At 72.1% G+C, this 14,919-nt stretch carries 13 protein-coding genes; all 13 read right to left on the bottom strand.

The window, feature by feature from the left end; genetic code table 11:
• Positions 1 to 2: 2 nt before the first annotated feature.
• The 13 genes from RAN62_RS28930 to RAN62_RS28870 all read right to left on the bottom strand — a co-directional run bounded on the left by RAN62_RS28930 (position 3) and on the right by RAN62_RS28870 (position 14,916).
• Positions 3 to 743, bottom strand: a complete 741-nt coding sequence (locus RAN62_RS28930; protein ID WP_305787956.1) for a hypothetical protein — start codon at positions 741 to 743, stop codon at positions 3 to 5.
• A 13-nt stretch (positions 744 to 756) separates the two neighbouring features.
• Positions 757 to 1,896: a hypothetical protein gene (locus RAN62_RS28925; RefSeq protein ID WP_305787955.1), complete on the bottom strand. Its 1,140-nt coding sequence runs from the start codon at positions 1,894 to 1,896 to the stop codon at positions 757 to 759.
• A complete protein-coding gene (locus tag RAN62_RS28920) occupies positions 1,893 to 3,533 on the bottom strand; it encodes a class I tRNA ligase family protein (protein ID WP_305787954.1) in 1,641 nt (546 codons plus the stop codon). The genes RAN62_RS28925 and RAN62_RS28920 overlap by 4 nt, the downstream gene beginning before the upstream one ends.
• The gene (gene epsC, locus RAN62_RS28915) at positions 3,526 to 4,233 is read right to left on the bottom strand and encodes a serine O-acetyltransferase EpsC (protein WP_305787953.1); all 708 of its coding nucleotides are present in this window, start codon (positions 4,231 to 4,233) and stop codon (positions 3,526 to 3,528) included. The genes RAN62_RS28920 and epsC overlap by 8 nt, the downstream gene beginning before the upstream one ends.
• Positions 4,234 to 4,267: 34 nt before the next feature.
• Positions 4,268 to 5,404 (bottom strand): NAD(P)/FAD-dependent oxidoreductase, encoded by a 1,137-nt coding sequence (locus RAN62_RS28910; protein WP_305787952.1) that lies wholly within the window; start codon positions 5,402 to 5,404, stop codon positions 4,268 to 4,270.
• Positions 5,401 to 6,663, bottom strand: a complete 1,263-nt coding sequence (locus RAN62_RS28905) for a cytochrome P450 (protein WP_305787951.1) — start codon at positions 6,661 to 6,663, stop codon at positions 5,401 to 5,403. The genes RAN62_RS28910 and RAN62_RS28905 overlap by 4 nt, the downstream gene beginning before the upstream one ends.
• Positions 6,660 to 7,013 (bottom strand): cupin domain-containing protein, encoded by a 354-nt coding sequence (locus RAN62_RS28900; protein ID WP_305787950.1) that lies wholly within the window; start codon positions 7,011 to 7,013, stop codon positions 6,660 to 6,662. Before RAN62_RS28900 ends, RAN62_RS28905 begins: the two co-directional genes overlap by 4 nt.
• Before the next feature lie 29 nt (positions 7,014 to 7,042).
• Positions 7,043 to 8,401, bottom strand: a complete 1,359-nt coding sequence (locus RAN62_RS28895; protein ID WP_305787949.1) for a diaminobutyrate--2-oxoglutarate transaminase family protein — start codon at positions 8,399 to 8,401, stop codon at positions 7,043 to 7,045.
• A complete protein-coding gene (locus RAN62_RS28890; RefSeq protein ID WP_305787948.1) occupies positions 8,398 to 9,687 on the bottom strand; it encodes a lysine N(6)-hydroxylase/L-ornithine N(5)-oxygenase family protein in 1,290 nt (429 codons plus the stop codon). The genes RAN62_RS28895 and RAN62_RS28890 overlap by 4 nt, the downstream gene beginning before the upstream one ends.
• 295 nt (positions 9,688 to 9,982) lie before the next feature.
• On the bottom strand, positions 9,983 to 10,939 hold the full coding sequence (locus RAN62_RS28885) for a prenyltransferase/squalene oxidase repeat-containing protein (protein ID WP_305787947.1): 957 nt from the start codon (positions 10,937 to 10,939) through the stop codon (positions 9,983 to 9,985).
• A gap of 148 nt (positions 10,940 to 11,087) precedes the next feature.
• Positions 11,088 to 12,641 carry a cobyric acid synthase gene (locus tag RAN62_RS28880; RefSeq protein WP_305787946.1) on the bottom strand — a complete coding sequence of 518 codons (1,554 nt, stop codon included), beginning with the start codon at positions 12,639 to 12,641 and terminating at the stop codon, positions 11,088 to 11,090.
• Positions 12,638 to 13,582, bottom strand: coding sequence for a cobalamin biosynthesis protein (locus tag RAN62_RS28875; RefSeq protein ID WP_305787945.1), 945 nt, complete (start codon positions 13,580 to 13,582; stop codon positions 12,638 to 12,640). Before RAN62_RS28875 ends, RAN62_RS28880 begins: the two co-directional genes overlap by 4 nt.
• On the bottom strand, positions 13,579 to 14,916 hold the full coding sequence (locus tag RAN62_RS28870) for a preATP grasp domain-containing protein (protein ID WP_305787944.1): 1,338 nt from the start codon (positions 14,914 to 14,916) through the stop codon (positions 13,579 to 13,581). The genes RAN62_RS28875 and RAN62_RS28870 overlap by 4 nt, the downstream gene beginning before the upstream one ends.
• Positions 14,917 to 14,919: the final 3 nt, after the last annotated feature.

The raw sequence follows: 14,919 nt of genomic DNA, 5'->3' as shown, positions 1-14,919 counted from the left end.
CGCTATTCCGCCGACACGCGCAGTGTGACGACACTCTGGTAGCCCTCGTGACGCTCCATCGCCGTGTCCGGCTCTGCCGCCGGATAGAAGCCCTCGAAGAGGTCGATGTAGTCGCGGCACAGAGCCCGCAGTACCGGCGCGATCTCCGGCCCCAGGGCCGAGGCCGCCTGCCGGACCGCGATCACGGTGGACATGGTGACGCGGGAGGCCTCCCCGAGCATGTCCAGCGCACCGGCCAGGGTGGTGTGCCGCATGGCCTCGGCCACCTCGGCGACGAGCGCCTCCGGATCCGTGCCGGGCTCGGCCTGCCAGGGGATCAACCGGACCGTCAGACCACCGGTGACCGCCCGCCCCGGATCGGCCAGGCGAACCGGGTGCGACAGGCGCCGGACACCGTCGCCGTCGAGACGCAGCGCCCAGTCCTTGGCTTCCCCGGGCGCCGGGACCACGGTGGGTCCTCCGCCCGCCAGGTCCCACCACCAGCCCACGAGATGGACGGGGCGGTCCGCGTCGGCGACTCCCCGCAGCATGACCCGGCTCTCCGGCCGCAGCTCCAGCCCGCTCAGACGCAGCGACCGCACACCGGCCGACCGGGCGAGCTCGAGCCGCACGGGCTGCAGCCGGCGCGTCACCTCCCGGAACACCGAGAAGGCGTGGGCTCCGTCGAGCCCCTGCTCACGGACGGCCGGGTCGGTGGCGGACGCGGTGAACCGATCCAGCGATCCTCGGGTGATCAGTGGCACGTCGATCTCCTTGTCAGTGGTCGTCCAGAGTGGATGCCCGGGGCCGCCCGGCCCGGATCCGCGCGGCGGCGGCGACAGCCACGAGCAATGTCAACGGCACCAGGACAGCGGGCCAGCCGAACGGTACGAGAGCGCCGTACCCGAGCACCGCGACGACGGCGCAGCCCCGGGCCGGAGCCGGGCCGGTCCGCACCACGGACAGCGCTGCGACAAGGAAGACGGCCAAGGCCATCGCGTTGGGCACGGCCAGCACGCCGACGGCGGTCACCCGATCCTGGGCGATCAGGGCCAGGGCGATGCCCGCCACTCCGGCGGCACCGGCCGTCACCGCCGATCGGCCGCGCGCCGTGCCGGTCCGCGGGAACAAGGCAGCGCCCAGTCCGGCCACCGTGACGAGATTGCGGTTGAGCGCCACCGTGCAGATGATCGCGGCCAGCGCCGCGCCGGCCCTGGTGCTCCACCCCGGCGTGGCCGCGCTGTCGCCCGCGCGGGCCGCCAGCGCGGCGACGAGGTACACGACGGCCACCAGGACGACGCCGGCGATCGTGCCCGTCCGCGACGCGGCAGCGGGCTGCACCAGACGGATGGTGGCCTCCCAGCCGACGAAGGCGAACAGCAGCATGAAGGTCGCCGCCCCGATGCCGGCGAGCCCGCCGGACGCCAAGCCGGCCGCCTCCGGCACCGGTAGCAGGCCGGCGACGAGAAGGCCGGCGAGCACGGTCAGCGCCAGCATCAGCGGCGCCGGCACCGCTACCGACCGACCGGCGGCTGCCACCGCGGCGCCGGCCACCAGAACCAGTCCGGCGGCGGCCGGCCAGACGGCGAGGCGGTCGATCGCCACCGCGGTGAACCACCCGCCCATGACCGCGACAACCCCCTGTCCCACGCTGACGCCGACCAGATACCACCACCGCACCGCCCGTCCCGCGCCGGGCCCGAAGACGGTTCCGGCCCGGTCGGCCATCGTCCCGCCGGCGCCGTCGGCACGGCGTGCGAGAGCGAGCGCGGCGACCAGGAAGCCGCCGCAGATCAGCTGGTAGAGCCACGCGATCGGGGCGGCGCCGCCGAGCCCGGCCCGGGCGTAGGCGGGCAGGAAGAGCACGCCCACCCCGACGACGACTGAGGTCAGCGTGACCGCCGACCGCAGTCTCACGGCCGTCCGAACGCCGGCTCGTAGACCCCCGGGATCGGGCTCCCCGCCGGCATCAGCCGGGCACCCGTCTCCGGCCACCTCGGCGTGTCGTGCGCCGCCACCTCCGCGAGCCCCCACCGCCGTTGCAGATTCCCCGCCCAGACCGGCAGCAGCGGCGCCGACACGGACGCGAGCGTCGCGAGCAGCTCCGCGTGCGCGGCCAGGGCGCGGGCCGTCCCGGTCGGGTCGCCGGATCCGCCGGCCCGGAGGGAGCGGATGCCGGCACCGGCCTCCTCGACGGTCCGGGCAACCGCGGCGGCGGCCCGGCGCGGCGAGAACTGGGCGGGATCCAGCGCGCGTTCCGTCTCCGTACGGAGGTGGTCGGCCAGCCCGCGCAGGGCGCTCGGATGATCGGCGGGTGCGACGTCCGGCACGACCGACCCGGAGGTGGCGGCCAGCAACTCCACGACGCCGCCGGCCCAGTCGTCCAGTCCGGCGAGGATCTCCCGCCGGGTACGGACGAAGTCGGTACGCCGGAAGTTGGTCCGTTCGGTCTCCGGCCGGGTGAGGCAGAGGTGGAAACGCACCGCGTCGGCGGGCATCTCGTTGAGGAAGTCGGCGCCCCAGATCGCATGTCCACGGCTGGTGGAGAACTTCTCGCCCTCGAGATAGTAGAACTCGTTGCTGACGATGTGCCCGGGGAGAACGGGCCGGTCGAGGGCGAGGAGCAGGGCGGGCCACAGCACCGCGTGCGAGAAGCTGCAGTCGAACCCGATGAAGTTGACGAGGGTGGTGCCGGGATCCGACCAGATCCGCGACCCGCCGTCCGGATGGCCGAGCGCCTCCTGGTGCCCGTCCGTGGCCGCGATGTATCCGAAGATCCCGCTGAACCAGGTGTCGAGGACGTGCCCCTCCCAGCCGGCCAGCGGCACCGCGATGCCGTACCCGTCGACCCGGCTGACGGGCACGTCGGGAAGCCCCATGGCCAGCAGCTTCTCGCAGTAGTCGAGGACGCGCCGGGACCAGGCCGCGCTCTCGTAGAGGCGGGCCAGCCGGTCGGCGAACTCGTTCAGCGGCACCACCAGGCGACGGCTGTCCCGCCACACCGGCTCGGTGCCGCAGGTGATGCACTTGCCCTCCCGTACGCCGTCGGGGTCCTGGGGATAGCCGCACTCCTCGCAGTAGGTGCCGTCGCAGGGCGAGTCGCAGAACCGGCACTGCCCCCGGAGGTACGCCTCGTAGACGAACCGCTCGCACACCTGGCAGTACGGCGTCGGCATGGTCCGTTCCACCACGGCGCCGCGCTCCCGGAGCCGCAGGAACTCCCGCTGCACCGTGGCGTCGTGGCGGGGTTCACGATGCGGATGTGAGTAGTAGTCGGGCGACATGCCCGCGAGCGCGAGCGTCTGTTCGATCCGCCGGGTGAAGCGGAACGCCGTCTCCCTCGCCGTCCAGCGGAGCTCGGCGGCCCGGCGCGGGACGTAGCAGGAGTGGTCGTCGGTGTAGCTGACGTAGCTCGTCCGCACCCCCCGGGACGCCAGGTGACGGCGCAGCACATCGGCGCCGAGGAACGGCCCGGACAGATGACCGAGGTGCAGATCGCCGTTCGGATTGGGTGGAGCGCACGTGACCAGGACGTGCCCGGAGGAGTCAGCCATTGTCCTTGCTCCTTGCGATCTTGATCAGGCTGGGCGGGGAAGCGGGGAGGTGGGGATGGCGGCCGTTGACCGGCTGCTGCGGCGTCTCGGCCGGGTCGGCCGGGGGCTGGTCGCGGACGACGTGCCCGGTGGGAACACGTGAACCCGGCTCCAGCGTGGTGAGTACGACAGCGTGAGCGCCCACCCGGCTGCCCGCGCCGATCGTGACCGCGCCCAGCACCGTGGCCGCCGTGCCGAGCACCACGCTGTCGCCGATGGTCGGGTGCCGCTTGACGTCCGGGCCACGCGCGATGTCGTGCCACCAGCCGACCGACCCCAGCGTCACGAGGTGGTAGAGCATGACGTCCTCGCCGATCTCGACGTGTTCGCCGATGACGACCCCGGCGCCGTGGTCGATGAAGAACCGCCGCCCGATCCGGGCGCCCGGATGGATGTCGATGCCGCCGGACACGAACCGGCCGAACAAGGCGATGGCGCGCGCGGACGTCCGGTGGCCGTGCCGGTAGGTCAGATGAGCGACGCGGTGCAGCCACAGGGCATGGATGTGCGGGTAGAGCAGGACCTCGGTGCTGGAGTTGACGGCCGGGTCCTTCTCCCGGACGACCTGGATGTCCTCCCGCATCCGGCCGAGCCCGTCGCGTACCGCTCCGGTCAGCGCTCGCGGCGCGGCCAGCAATTGCTCGATGTGGCGAAACATCATGGGTCGTCTCCTGTGAGCGAGAGGCCGGGCGAATTCACAGCCGGGCCGCGGAAAGGAGCCGGCCGGGCCGATACCGGGAGAGCTCGTCGCGGATCTCGCCCCGCAGCAGCTCGGCCGCCACGAACTCGCCGACCGCCGGCGCGGCCTTGAAGCCGCCGCCGCTGAAACCCGTCGCCACGTAGAGACCGGGAGCCTGCGCCACCGGCCCGATCATCGGCCGTTCGTCCGGCGTGTACGCCTCCCGCTCGACGCGGGTGGTCACCAGGGGCGCGTCCCGGAGGGCAGGCACCCGCCGGACGGCTCGCCCGAGGGAAGCGGCGACGACCTCTCGGGGCACGGTGTCCACCCCGGGCGCGACGGTGGCCCCGTCGAGAACGGCCCGGACCAGCAGCCGGCCGGAACCGTCCGGCCGGAAGTAGGTGCCGGCCCCGTCGTCGATGGTGACCGGCAGCGCGCCGGGCTCCCGCGGCGCGGCGGCGGTGTCGACCAGGCACCATCCCACCGTCCTGGCCACCAGGGCGTGGGGCACCGCCGCGCCGGCCAGCAGGGGCGCCGCCCCCGTGCCGTTCGCGACGACGACCTGCCCGGCGTGGATCTCCCCGGTCGCGGACCGGACCCCGGCCACCGCACTGCCCCGGCGGACGAGCGCGTGCGCCGGGTCGTCGGCCCAGACGACGGCGCCGTGGCGCTGCGCCGCTGTCAGCAGACTGCGAATCGTCAGCCCGGGATCGGCGTACCCGCCCGCCGGTTCGTACGCGACGACGTCCTCGTCGCCGAGGTGCAGCCCCGGGTACAACTCGCGGCACCGATCCACGGGAAGGACCCGGATGTCGATCCCCCGGCGGCTCAGGGCGGCCACCACGGCAGCCGTCGGCGCCGCGGAGCCGGGACGGCCGAGGAACACGAATCCGGTCGGCCGGAAGCCGCAGGTGCCGCCCACCACGTCCGCCCACCGCCGGAAGGTCGGCAGGCTGTGCGCGGCCAGCTCCGCGTCGGCCGGATCGGGATGGTACAAGCGGATCTGGCCGGCGGAGCTGACCGTCGCGCCGGACGCGGCGATCGCCCCTCGTTCGAGGACGATCACCCGCGCCCCGGACACGGCGAGGTGGTGGGCGATGCTCGCCCCGATCACCCCGGCGCCGATCACGACGACGTCGGCCGTGGTCGTCACCGGTCCGCCAGCCGGCGGCCGGGCGAGAAGCTCAACGGCAGGGTCCGCAGTCCCCGGAACGAGAGGTTCGGCTGGTACTCCAGCTCGCCGTCGCCGAGGCGCAGGTCGGGCAGCCGCCGCAGGATGGTGTCGAAGGCGGTCTGCCCCAGGATGCGTGACAGCTCCGCACCCGGACAGTAGTGCACGCCGTGGCTGAACGAGACGTGCTGGTTGGGACGGCGGTGAATGTCCAGCCGGCCGGGGTCGGCGAACATGTCCGGGTCACGGTTGGCCGCACCCAGCATGACCAGTACCTTGTCCTCGGCCCGGATGGTGCGGCCGTGCAGCTCGAACGTCCGCGTCGCCCGGCGGCCCACCAGGTGCAGAGGGCCGTCGTACCGCAGGATCTCCTCCACCGCCGCGGGGGTGAGCGACGGATCGGCCTGCAGCTGCCGCATCTGGTCCTCGTGGCGCAGCAGCGCGAGCAGGCCGTTGCCCACCAGGTTCAGCGCGGTCTCCAGACCGGCGAACATGAGCACGATGCACGTGGCCACCAGGTCCTCGTCGCTCAGTGGCCGCTCCCGGCGCTGCACCAGCGAGGACAGCAGATCGTCGGCCGGGTTCTCCCGCTTGCGACGGGCGAGGGCGGGGAAGTACTCGCCCATCGCGAGCACCGCGTTCTGGCCGCGCTCGAGGTCGCTGGTGCCGACGTTCGCGCCGCCCGCGTTGATGGCCGCGATGAAGTCGGCGGTCCAGTCCTTGACCTTGTCCCGGTCGGCCACCGGCACGCCGATCAGCTCGGAGTTGACGATGACCGGCAGCCGGTACCCGATGTCCTGGATGCCGTCCATCTCGCCCTGCTCGATGACGTCGTCCACCAGGCCGTCGGCGATGTCCTGGATCTTCGCGCGCATGCCGTTGACCAGCCGCACGCTCATGCCGCGCTGGACCGGCTTGCGCAACTCGGTGTGCCGGGGCGGGTCGTTGTAGAGCAGCATGCGCTTGCGGACCGAGATGAACGCCCGGAAGCGTTCCCGCTCCGCGTCCGTCAGGTGCGCGGTGAACGCCTCCGTGCGGTCGGAGGACAACAGGTCATGATCGCTCAGCAGGCTCAGGACGTCGTCGTAGCGCAGCAGCAACCACGCGTCCAGGTGCGCGTTCCAGTGCACCGGGTCGATCGGGCGCCAGCGGTCGTAGACAGCGTACGGATCGGCAATCAGATCCGGGCGCAACAGGTTGTCGAACTCCGGCAGCAGACCCACCGGCGCCGCGACGGTCATCGACCCTCCTCGTTCTCGTTCTCGGCTCCCCACCACAGCGCCAGCGACCGCAGCGGCGAGGTGCCCTCGTTCGTCAGGGAGTGCTTGTGGTCCGGCGGGATGATGACGACGTCGCCCGGCCCGACCTGGTAGTGCTGGTCCTCGACGCGCATGACGCCGGCCCCGTCGAGGAAGAAGAAGATCTCCGTCTCGTGCCCGGGATTGACGTGCTCGGACATGGTGGTGCCCGGTTCGACGACGACCCAGGCCCCGCCTTCGTAGGGCTCGTCCGCCAGCCGGGGCAACCGGCGGGCCAGCACGTTGTAGTCCGGCTCGTACTGCGGCTCGGCGGTCGGCCAGTGGTGTTGCATCTGCGACTCCTCGATCGGTCCTCGACGGGTCAGGCTTCGGCCAGCGCGGTGGTCAGGATCGCCAGCGCGGCGTCGATCACCGGCCGGGTGACGTTCAGCGGGGGCAGGAACCGCAGCACGGCGTCGGATCGGCCACCGACCTCGATGATCAGGCCGCGGGTCAGCGCCGCCCGCTGGATCCGGCTCGCCCGGAGCGGATCCGGCTGCCCGGTCCGCGCGTCGACGATCTCGACGCCGAGCATCAGACCCAGCCCCCGCACCTCGGCGACGGCCGCGTACGGCTCGGTGATGCTCAGCAGCCGCTCGCGCAGGTACTCGCCCTGCCGGGCCACGTTGTCCAGAATGTTGTCACGCCGCATCACCTCGAGGGAGGCGATGCCGGCCGCGAAGGCCAGCTGGTGACCGCGGAACGTGCCGATGTGGGCGCCGGGCTGCCACTCGTCCAGCCGGCGGTCGTAGAGCATCAGGGACACCGGCAGGCCGATCCCGCCGGCGGCCTTGGAGAGCAGCACGACGTCCGGCTCCAGGTCGTACTGCTCGAAGGCGAACCACGTGCCGGTGCGGCCGTACCCGGTCTGGATCTCGTCCACGATCAGCGGGACGTCCAGCTCCTTGGCCAGGCGGCCCACCTCGCGGGCGAATCCCGCGGTGGCCGGGATGACGCCGCCCTCGCCCTGGACCATCTCGAGCAGGATCGCGGCGGGGCGCGGGATGCCGCCGTGGGTGTCCAGCAGAGCCCGGCGCAGGTAGGTCGCGCAGTTCACCTCGCAGGTCGCGGGATCCAGCGAGAGCGGGCACCGCAGACAGTACGGGTAGGGGAAGAAGTGCACGTCGGGCATGCGCCCGGGGACGGCCGCCTTCGGGCCGACCAGGCCGGTGACCGCCATCGCGCCGTTCGTGGAGCCGTGGAAGCCGCCCTGGAAGGAGATCACGTCCGAGCGCTGGGTGAACCCCTTGCACAGCTTGAGCGCGGCCTCCACCGCGTTCGCGCCGGTCGGCCCGCAGAAGTGGATTTTCATCCGGTCCCGCATCCGCTCCGGGAGCAGGCTCATCGTGGCCTCGACGAACTCGTCCTTGGTGGGGGTCGGCAGATCCAGGCCGTGCACGTACTCACCCAGCTGCCGGGTGACCCGGTCCACGATCTCGGGGTGGGTGTGCCCGAGGGGCAGGACACCGGCGCCGGAGAGGAAGTCGATGAACACGTTGCCGTCGACGTCCTCGACGTACGGGCCGAAACCGCGGCGGACCGCGATCGGCAGGCGCCGCGGATAGGTCCGGGCGTTCGACTCGTACCGGCCCTGACGACCGAGGAGCTCCTGGGAGCGAGGCCCCGGCACGGCGGTTCGGATGCGCAGCTGGACCTCGTCGACCGGCTGGATGGCAGTCATGCGCGCGGCTCCGTCGTGGCGGCCACGGTCTTCTGCAGGCTCTCGGCGATCGTCGCCGCCCGCAAAGACAGCAGACTGAACGAGCCGGCGTCACCCATCCCGTGCGTCGTCTCGCACAGGCCGTTGAGGAAGATCGGCGGCAGCTGGGCGCCGCTGGTGCCGAGCCGGTAGTCGCGTCCGATCACCGCCCGGCCCGACTCCGTGCGCGCGACCGCGGGAGCGATCGGCGCCAGCAGGGGCGGCAGGAACATCTCCTCGTTCTCGCTCGTGAGGTCCACGAAACCGGTCGCCAGGATCACCGCGTCGAACTGAGCCTCGTCGACGACACCGAGATGCTGCTCGCGCAAGGTCAGCCGGACGCCGCCGGGCTCCGGCCGGCAGGTCAGGACATCGGTGTTGCGCCGCAGCTGGATCCGGTTGCCACCGTCGAGACGCTGCTCGTAGAGCTGGGCGTACAGGGCCTGCAGCACGTCGATGTCGGCGGCCGAGTAGTTGGTGTAGCGAAGCTGCTGGTCCAGCAGGCGCTTGGACTCCTCGCTGGCCCCGAAGTAGTAGTTGACGAACTCCGGGTAGTAGACCTCGCCGTGGAACGGGCTCAGATCCTTCTGCCGGTAGCCGAAGCCGCGCAGGATGTTGGTCACCGTCGCGTGCGGGAACCGCCGGCCCGCGTCGAGCACGAGTTCCACCGCGCTCTGGCTGGCACCCACGACGGCGATGCGGGGATTCGGCATCTCGGCCAGCTCGGCGGCGTGCTCGAGATAGCCGGTGAAGTGGAAGACGCGCGGGTCCTGGATCTCGCGGAACGGCAGCGGGATCCGGTGCGGCCGGCCCGGGGCGATGACGGCGGACCGCGCCCGCACGGTCGTGCCGTCGTCGAGGACCACCTGGACGCGCGGGCCGTCCGGGCCGTCGACCAGCTCGAGGGTGTCGGCCGAGGTCCCGTACCGCACGTCCGCGGCGACCCCGTTGGCCGCCCAGGTGACGTAGCGGGCGTAGTCCTTGCGGAGCGGGAAGGGCAGCCCGAGGTTCAGGAACTCGAACAGCCGTCCCTCCTCGAACAGGTAGTTGAAGAAGGTGTAGCGGCTGCGCGGGTTGCTCGGGAGGGCGAGGTCGCGGGCCGGATGGTGCTGGATGTCCGAGCCGTCGAGCAGCATCCCGGGCTGCCATTCCGGCCGGGGCCGCCGCTCGACGAACAGGACGTCGAGCGGTATCTCCAGCTCCTCGATGGCGATGGCGAGCGCGATATTGGCCGGCCCGAAGCCCACACCGATCACATCTTTTTCCACGGGTCTCCCGTCCTGGTAATTGTCGCGCCGGCGAGGCGTCGCGATGGCGACCGCGTCACTTCCTCACGCAACCAGAAACCACGACAGATTCTATGGAGAACGGGCACCGCAGTCATCGGACGATCAATAGGATCGCACTTCTACTATCGACCAAGTCGGCCCGGCCGGACCTCCTCCTTCGGTGGCATGCCGACGGCATTCCCGCTGCTCGGGGCCGGGCAGCGGCACCGCGTCACGAGACGGCGCCACGGACCGGCCGGGTCCGTGGCGCCTCGTGCGGTGCGGGTGCGGCGGGTCAGCAGCGGGTGAGCCCCGCCGCCTGCCCGGCCTGATACGTCGCGTAGGCGTTGTCGGCCGGGGTCGCGTCGTTGTACCGGAAGGCGCCGCTGGGGTTCTGCAGCTGCAGGAGACGTTCGACCGGGTCGGTCCCGCCACGCTCCCAGTCCGCGAGGCTCTGGCCGGTGGCGAGCAGCGCGACGATCACCAGACCGGTCGAGTTGGCGTCGCTCGCGGTGCCGTACACGGTCGAGAAGGTGAAGCCTCCGTCGGTGCTCTGCTGGGTACGCAGGAAGGCCGAGGCGGCGGGAATGGGGGCCGGACGCCGGGCGGCGACCAGAGCGACCATCGCCGCGGCCGTGGTGTTGGTGTCGGTCTCCCGCGCGGGAATGTAGGCGCTCCAACCGCCGTCGGGCTGCTGCTGCCCGGCCAGCGCCCGCGTCGCGTTGCCCGGCACCGGCTGGTGGGCCGCGCGCAGGGCAATGATCGAGTAGATGTTCGCGGTGGGATCGGCGTCGTACAGCCCGGTGGCCGGGTCGTAGGCGTCGCGCACCCGGGCCTCGAAGTCGAAACCCCCCGGCGCGGTCGTCGGGCGACCGGCGAGGACGAGCGCCAGCAGGAACTTCGCCGCCGCCCCGGTGCTGATCGACGCACCGGCGCGCGAGTAGATCCAGTCGACGGCGGACTTGCCCCCGGTGGTCACCGTGGACGGGTCCACCCCCGAGGCCACGAGAGCGTAGACGGCCTCCGCGGTGGCGGTCTCGCCGATGCCGGGGAAGGAGCCGTCGGGCTGCTGCTGGGTGCGGATGTAGGCGACCAGCCGGTCGATCGCGGACTGCGGGGTGCAGGTGGGCAGGGCGGACCGCACGGTGGCCGGCGGCCGGCCGGCCTGTGCGGGGCCGGCGGCGGCGACCGCCGGGGCCGGCACGACGAGGCAGGCGACAACCGCCGCCACCATGGTGGACATTTTGCGCATCGGTACTCCTCGGGTCGGCGACGATGCGAGGCATCACATTTACCGGGTTCGGCCTATCACGTCGGCCGGGACCGGCTCAACAAGATATGTGACATTTATTTAGGACAATGTCTTTGTTCACAGGTGCTACGGAGCGGGCCGTTGCTGTTTACGGAAAAGGGACGGCGGCCGGCGCTCCCGGCGGCACGAACGGCAGTTCCGGCGCGGGGCCCGCCTCGATGAGATGCCTGAGCGCCGCGGTGTCGAGGTGCTGCTCGACCAGGTCGCCCAGGATGTCCAGCGCACGTTCCCGGATGGCGGCGAAACAGGTGTCCGGCGCGGGCCGGAAGCCGGCCCGGCCCGCCTGCCGTGCCACCACGGTGAGGAACCGCCGGCGGAACTCGTCCGACTCGAACAGACCGTGCCAGTGCGTACCGTAGACGTTCGCGGCCACGGCGCCCTCGCCCCGCCCGGCGGCATCGACCAGCAGCGGCTCGGGATCACCCGCCACGACCGCTCCGTGATGGATCTCGTAGCCGTGCACCCGCGCGCCGAGGGCGGTCCCGGACGACAGCGCCAGCTTCTTGCGCTCGGCGAACGCGATCCGTACGGGCAACAGCCCCAAGCCCGGCACACTGCCGCACCGGCTCTCCACATCGTCCCGGACGGACTCGGCCAGCATCTGGAACCCGCCGCAGATGCCGAGCACGGGCCGGCCCGCCGCGGCATGGCGGGCCACCATGCCGGCCAGGCCCGCCCGGCGCAACCACCCGAGATCGTCGACCGTCGCCTTCGATCCCGGCAGCACCACCAGATCCGCGTCGAGCAGATCGGCGGGTTCGAGGCCGAAGCGCACGCGGACCCCCGGCTCGGCGGCCAGCGCCTCGGCATCCGTCACGTTCGACATGTGCGGCACCCCGATCACCACGACCCGCAACCACTCGGTTCCGTGCGGCGGGCCCGGCCGGCCCAGCACCCGTCCGTACGCGTGCAGGTCCTCCGCGTCGAGCCAGACCTCCGTGCTGAAGGGGAGGATCCCGTGCACCGGGCGTCCGGTGAGCGCGGAGAGCCCGGCGAGCCCGGGTCGCAGCAGGCTGAGATCGCTGCGGAACTTGTTGACCACGAAACCGCTGACCAATCGCTGGTCCGCCGGCTCGAGCAGCGCCAGGGCACCGAACAACGTCGCGGCCACGCCGCCCCGGTCGGCGTCACCGACCACGACGACGGGGAATCCGGCGTGCCGGGCCAGCCCCATGTTGACGAAGTCACCGCTGCGCAGGTTGACCTCGGTGACGCTGCCCGCCCCCTCGCAGACGACCACGTCGTACTCGGAGCGCAGCTCGGCGAGTGCGCCGAAGGCGGCCCGGGCCAGCCGCGGCTGCAACGCCCGGTAGTCACTCACCGTCGCCGTGGTCACCGCCTCGCCGAGCAGCACGACCTGACTCGACCGGTCCCGGCCCGGCTTGAGCAGCACCGGGTTGAAGCGGACGTCCGGAGTCGTGCCGCAGGCCCTCGCCTGCATCGCCTGGGCCCGGCCGATCTCTCCGCCCCGGCCGTCCGCACCCACGACCACGCTGGAGTTGTTCGACATGTTCTGCGCCTTGAACGGTGCCACCCGTACGCCGTTGCGAGCCAGCCAGCGGCAGATGCCGGCGGTCACCATGCTCTTGCCGACGTCCGAGGTCGTCCCGGCGACCAGCAGGCCGCCGCCCGGGCCGCTCACCGCGTCCGCCGGCCCCGGAGAGCCGACGCAGCCACGGCCAGCGCACCCGCGACGCCCCCCACGACGCCGGACAGCCGGATGACGGGCAGCAGGTGCTCGGGCCCGGGCCGCACGCCGGCGCCGAAGGTGACGGCCGAGGTGCCCGGCTTCAGACCGACCGCGGGCTTCGTGAGCCGCAGCCGGAAGGCGCCGGCGAACGACCCGAAGAGCTGTCCCGAGTTGGGGCTGGAGTCGCGGCCCGCGTCACGCCACCAGACGCGCAGGGCCGCTCCGGAGCTCCCGCCCGCGGTGCCGGCGCAGAGGGCGGTCAGCCCGGCGGCGAGCCGGGCGGGAAGCAGGTTCGCCACGTCGTCCAGCCGGGCGGCCGCCCAGCCGAAGCGCCGGTATCGCGTGCTCCGGTAACCGATCTTGTTGTCCAGCACGTTGATCGCCCGGTACAGCAGGAGGCCGGGGATGCCCGCCGCGGCTGCCCAGAGGAGCGGAGCGACCTCGGCGTCGCACAACGACTCCGTCACACCGAAGATCAGCACCGTGGGCAGTTCCTCGTCCGTCAGAACGTCGCTGCTGCGGTAGAACAGCTTGGGGAACAGCTCCCGGCTGCCGGCGACGTCACCGCGCACCAGCGGTTCGGAGATCTCCCGCGTGATGCTGCGGGTGGCCGAGCCGCACAGCACGATCCAGGTGGTCAGGCCGACCGCCACCACCTCGGCCAGCGGATGCCGCCGGCTGAGCCGCTCCGTCAGCACACCGGCGGCGGCCAGCGGGACCAGCAACACGGCGGTGTGCAGGACGCCCCGGGCCCGGGAGTCGCCGTAGGTCGAGCGCTCCACCCGCGTGGCGATGCGGCCGAACCCGGCCACCGGGTGGAAGCGGGCGGGCTCCTCCAGCAGATGATCGAGGAAGATGCCGACGGCGATGCCACCGGCTCTCGCCAGAGTCATGGGGTCTCTCCTCCGTTGCCGCGGGCCGGGAAGACCTGTCTCAGCCGATCCTCCATGGACAGCACCTCCGATTCGGAGCCGCCGATGACGCAGCATTCGACGGGGCCGCCGTCGCCGGTGCCGGCTGAGGCGAGCACCACGCCGCGTCGCGCCCGGGCGTCGAACCCCAGTCCCTCGGCGTGGAGCGCCGCGATGGCCGCGGACACGTCCTCGCACGGCAGGTTGACCACGACGATGTGCCGGTCGTGCACGTACGACGCGGACAGGAGCCGGGTGAACAACGAGTGCAGATGGGTCAGACCGCCGTGCCGGCCGTCGAACTCGGTGATGAGGACCTCACCGCCGGGCGTGACGATCGAGTCGACGTTCAGGATGCCGCGATAGCCGAAGTCGTGCACCTTGCGCGCGAGCTCGACGGCCCGGGCGCGATAGCTCTCGTCGGCGCCGAGCGTGCCGAAGGGGCGCCAGACGAATCCCTCGATCCGCGGGTTCATCCGCATCTCGACGTGGGTGCGCCAGCGCACGTCCCGCTCGGTCAGCTCCAGCTCACCGGCCAGGGTCGTGCTCCCCGGGTGGTACCGCTCGATCACGACCGGCTGGCTTCCGGACGCGGACAGGAACGGCCACAACCGGCGCAGCGCCGGCTCGACCTGCGCGCTGTCCCGCACCTCTACGGTCTCGAGCGCACCGATCGGCACGGTGGCGGCGCTCCGGGACAGCACCACGTTGCCGTACCCACCGGTGTGGAAGTTTCGTTTGACGATCACGTGGCCGGTGCGCCGGAGCAGCTCCCCGGCCTGGTACGCGGCCTCCTGGACATCGCGCATCACCACGCCCTCGGCGATCGGCACGCCGGCCGACCGGCCCGTCGCCCGGAAGAACCCCTTGCTGTTCAGCAGGTCGACACCGCCTTGCGCGACCACATCGCGGCCGGGAACCGCGTCTTCGGCACCGAGGCTCCCGGCCATCCGGAGGATCGTCTCGTCGGTCACGTATGCCACGACGCGCCGCAGGCCCGCGCGCACGGCCGGCATCCGGGACAGCCGCCGGAGGAACTCCGGACGACAGAGACGGTCCCGGGTCAGCACGTCGGTGCCGAGCACGCCGGGCGGTGGCACCACCACGTCGAAGTCGCCCGGGTCGACTCCCAGCAGGCCGCACGCGTACTTGACGTAGGTGTGGTCCAGGCTCCGGCTCAGGACGACGACATCGCCCGGGCCGGCGAACCAGAGCATGCGCCCGTTCATCGCGCGGACCCTGGACCGCCCGGTCCGCGAGTCCAGATTCGAGATGAGGTTGCCGCTCAGGTAGTTCTCCACGTAAAGGTTCACCACGGC

This window comes from Symbioplanes lichenis, from assembly GCF_030709675.1.
Taxonomy (GTDB): Bacteria; Actinomycetota; Actinomycetes; order Mycobacteriales; family Micromonosporaceae; genus Actinoplanes; species Actinoplanes lichenis.
The sequence above is the reverse complement of the archived record's forward strand: the minus strand, read 5'-3'. Positions and strand labels throughout refer to the sequence as shown.

Bases quoted from the DNA above. Each gene is read 5' to 3' on its own strand.
- RAN62_RS28920 (WP_305787954.1), bottom strand. From the start codon at position 3,533: ATGGCTGACTCCTCCGGGCACGTCCTGGTCACGTGCGCTCCACCCAAT.
- epsC (WP_305787953.1), bottom strand. From the start codon at position 4,233: ATGATGTTTCGCCACATCGAGCAATTGCTGGCCGCGCCGCGAGCGCTG.
- RAN62_RS28905 (WP_305787951.1), bottom strand. From the start codon at position 6,663: ATGACCGTCGCGGCGCCGGTGGGTCTGCTGCCGGAGTTCGACAACCTG.
- RAN62_RS28900 (WP_305787950.1), bottom strand. From the start codon at position 7,013: ATGCAACACCACTGGCCGACCGCCGAGCCGCAGTACGAGCCGGACTAC.
- RAN62_RS28895 (WP_305787949.1), bottom strand. From the start codon at position 8,401: ATGACTGCCATCCAGCCGGTCGACGAGGTCCAGCTGCGCATCCGAACC.
- RAN62_RS28885 (WP_305787947.1), bottom strand. From the start codon at position 10,939: ATGCGCAAAATGTCCACCATGGTGGCGGCGGTTGTCGCCTGCCTCGTC.
- RAN62_RS28875 (WP_305787945.1), bottom strand. From the start codon at position 13,582: ATGACTCTGGCGAGAGCCGGTGGCATCGCCGTCGGCATCTTCCTCGAT.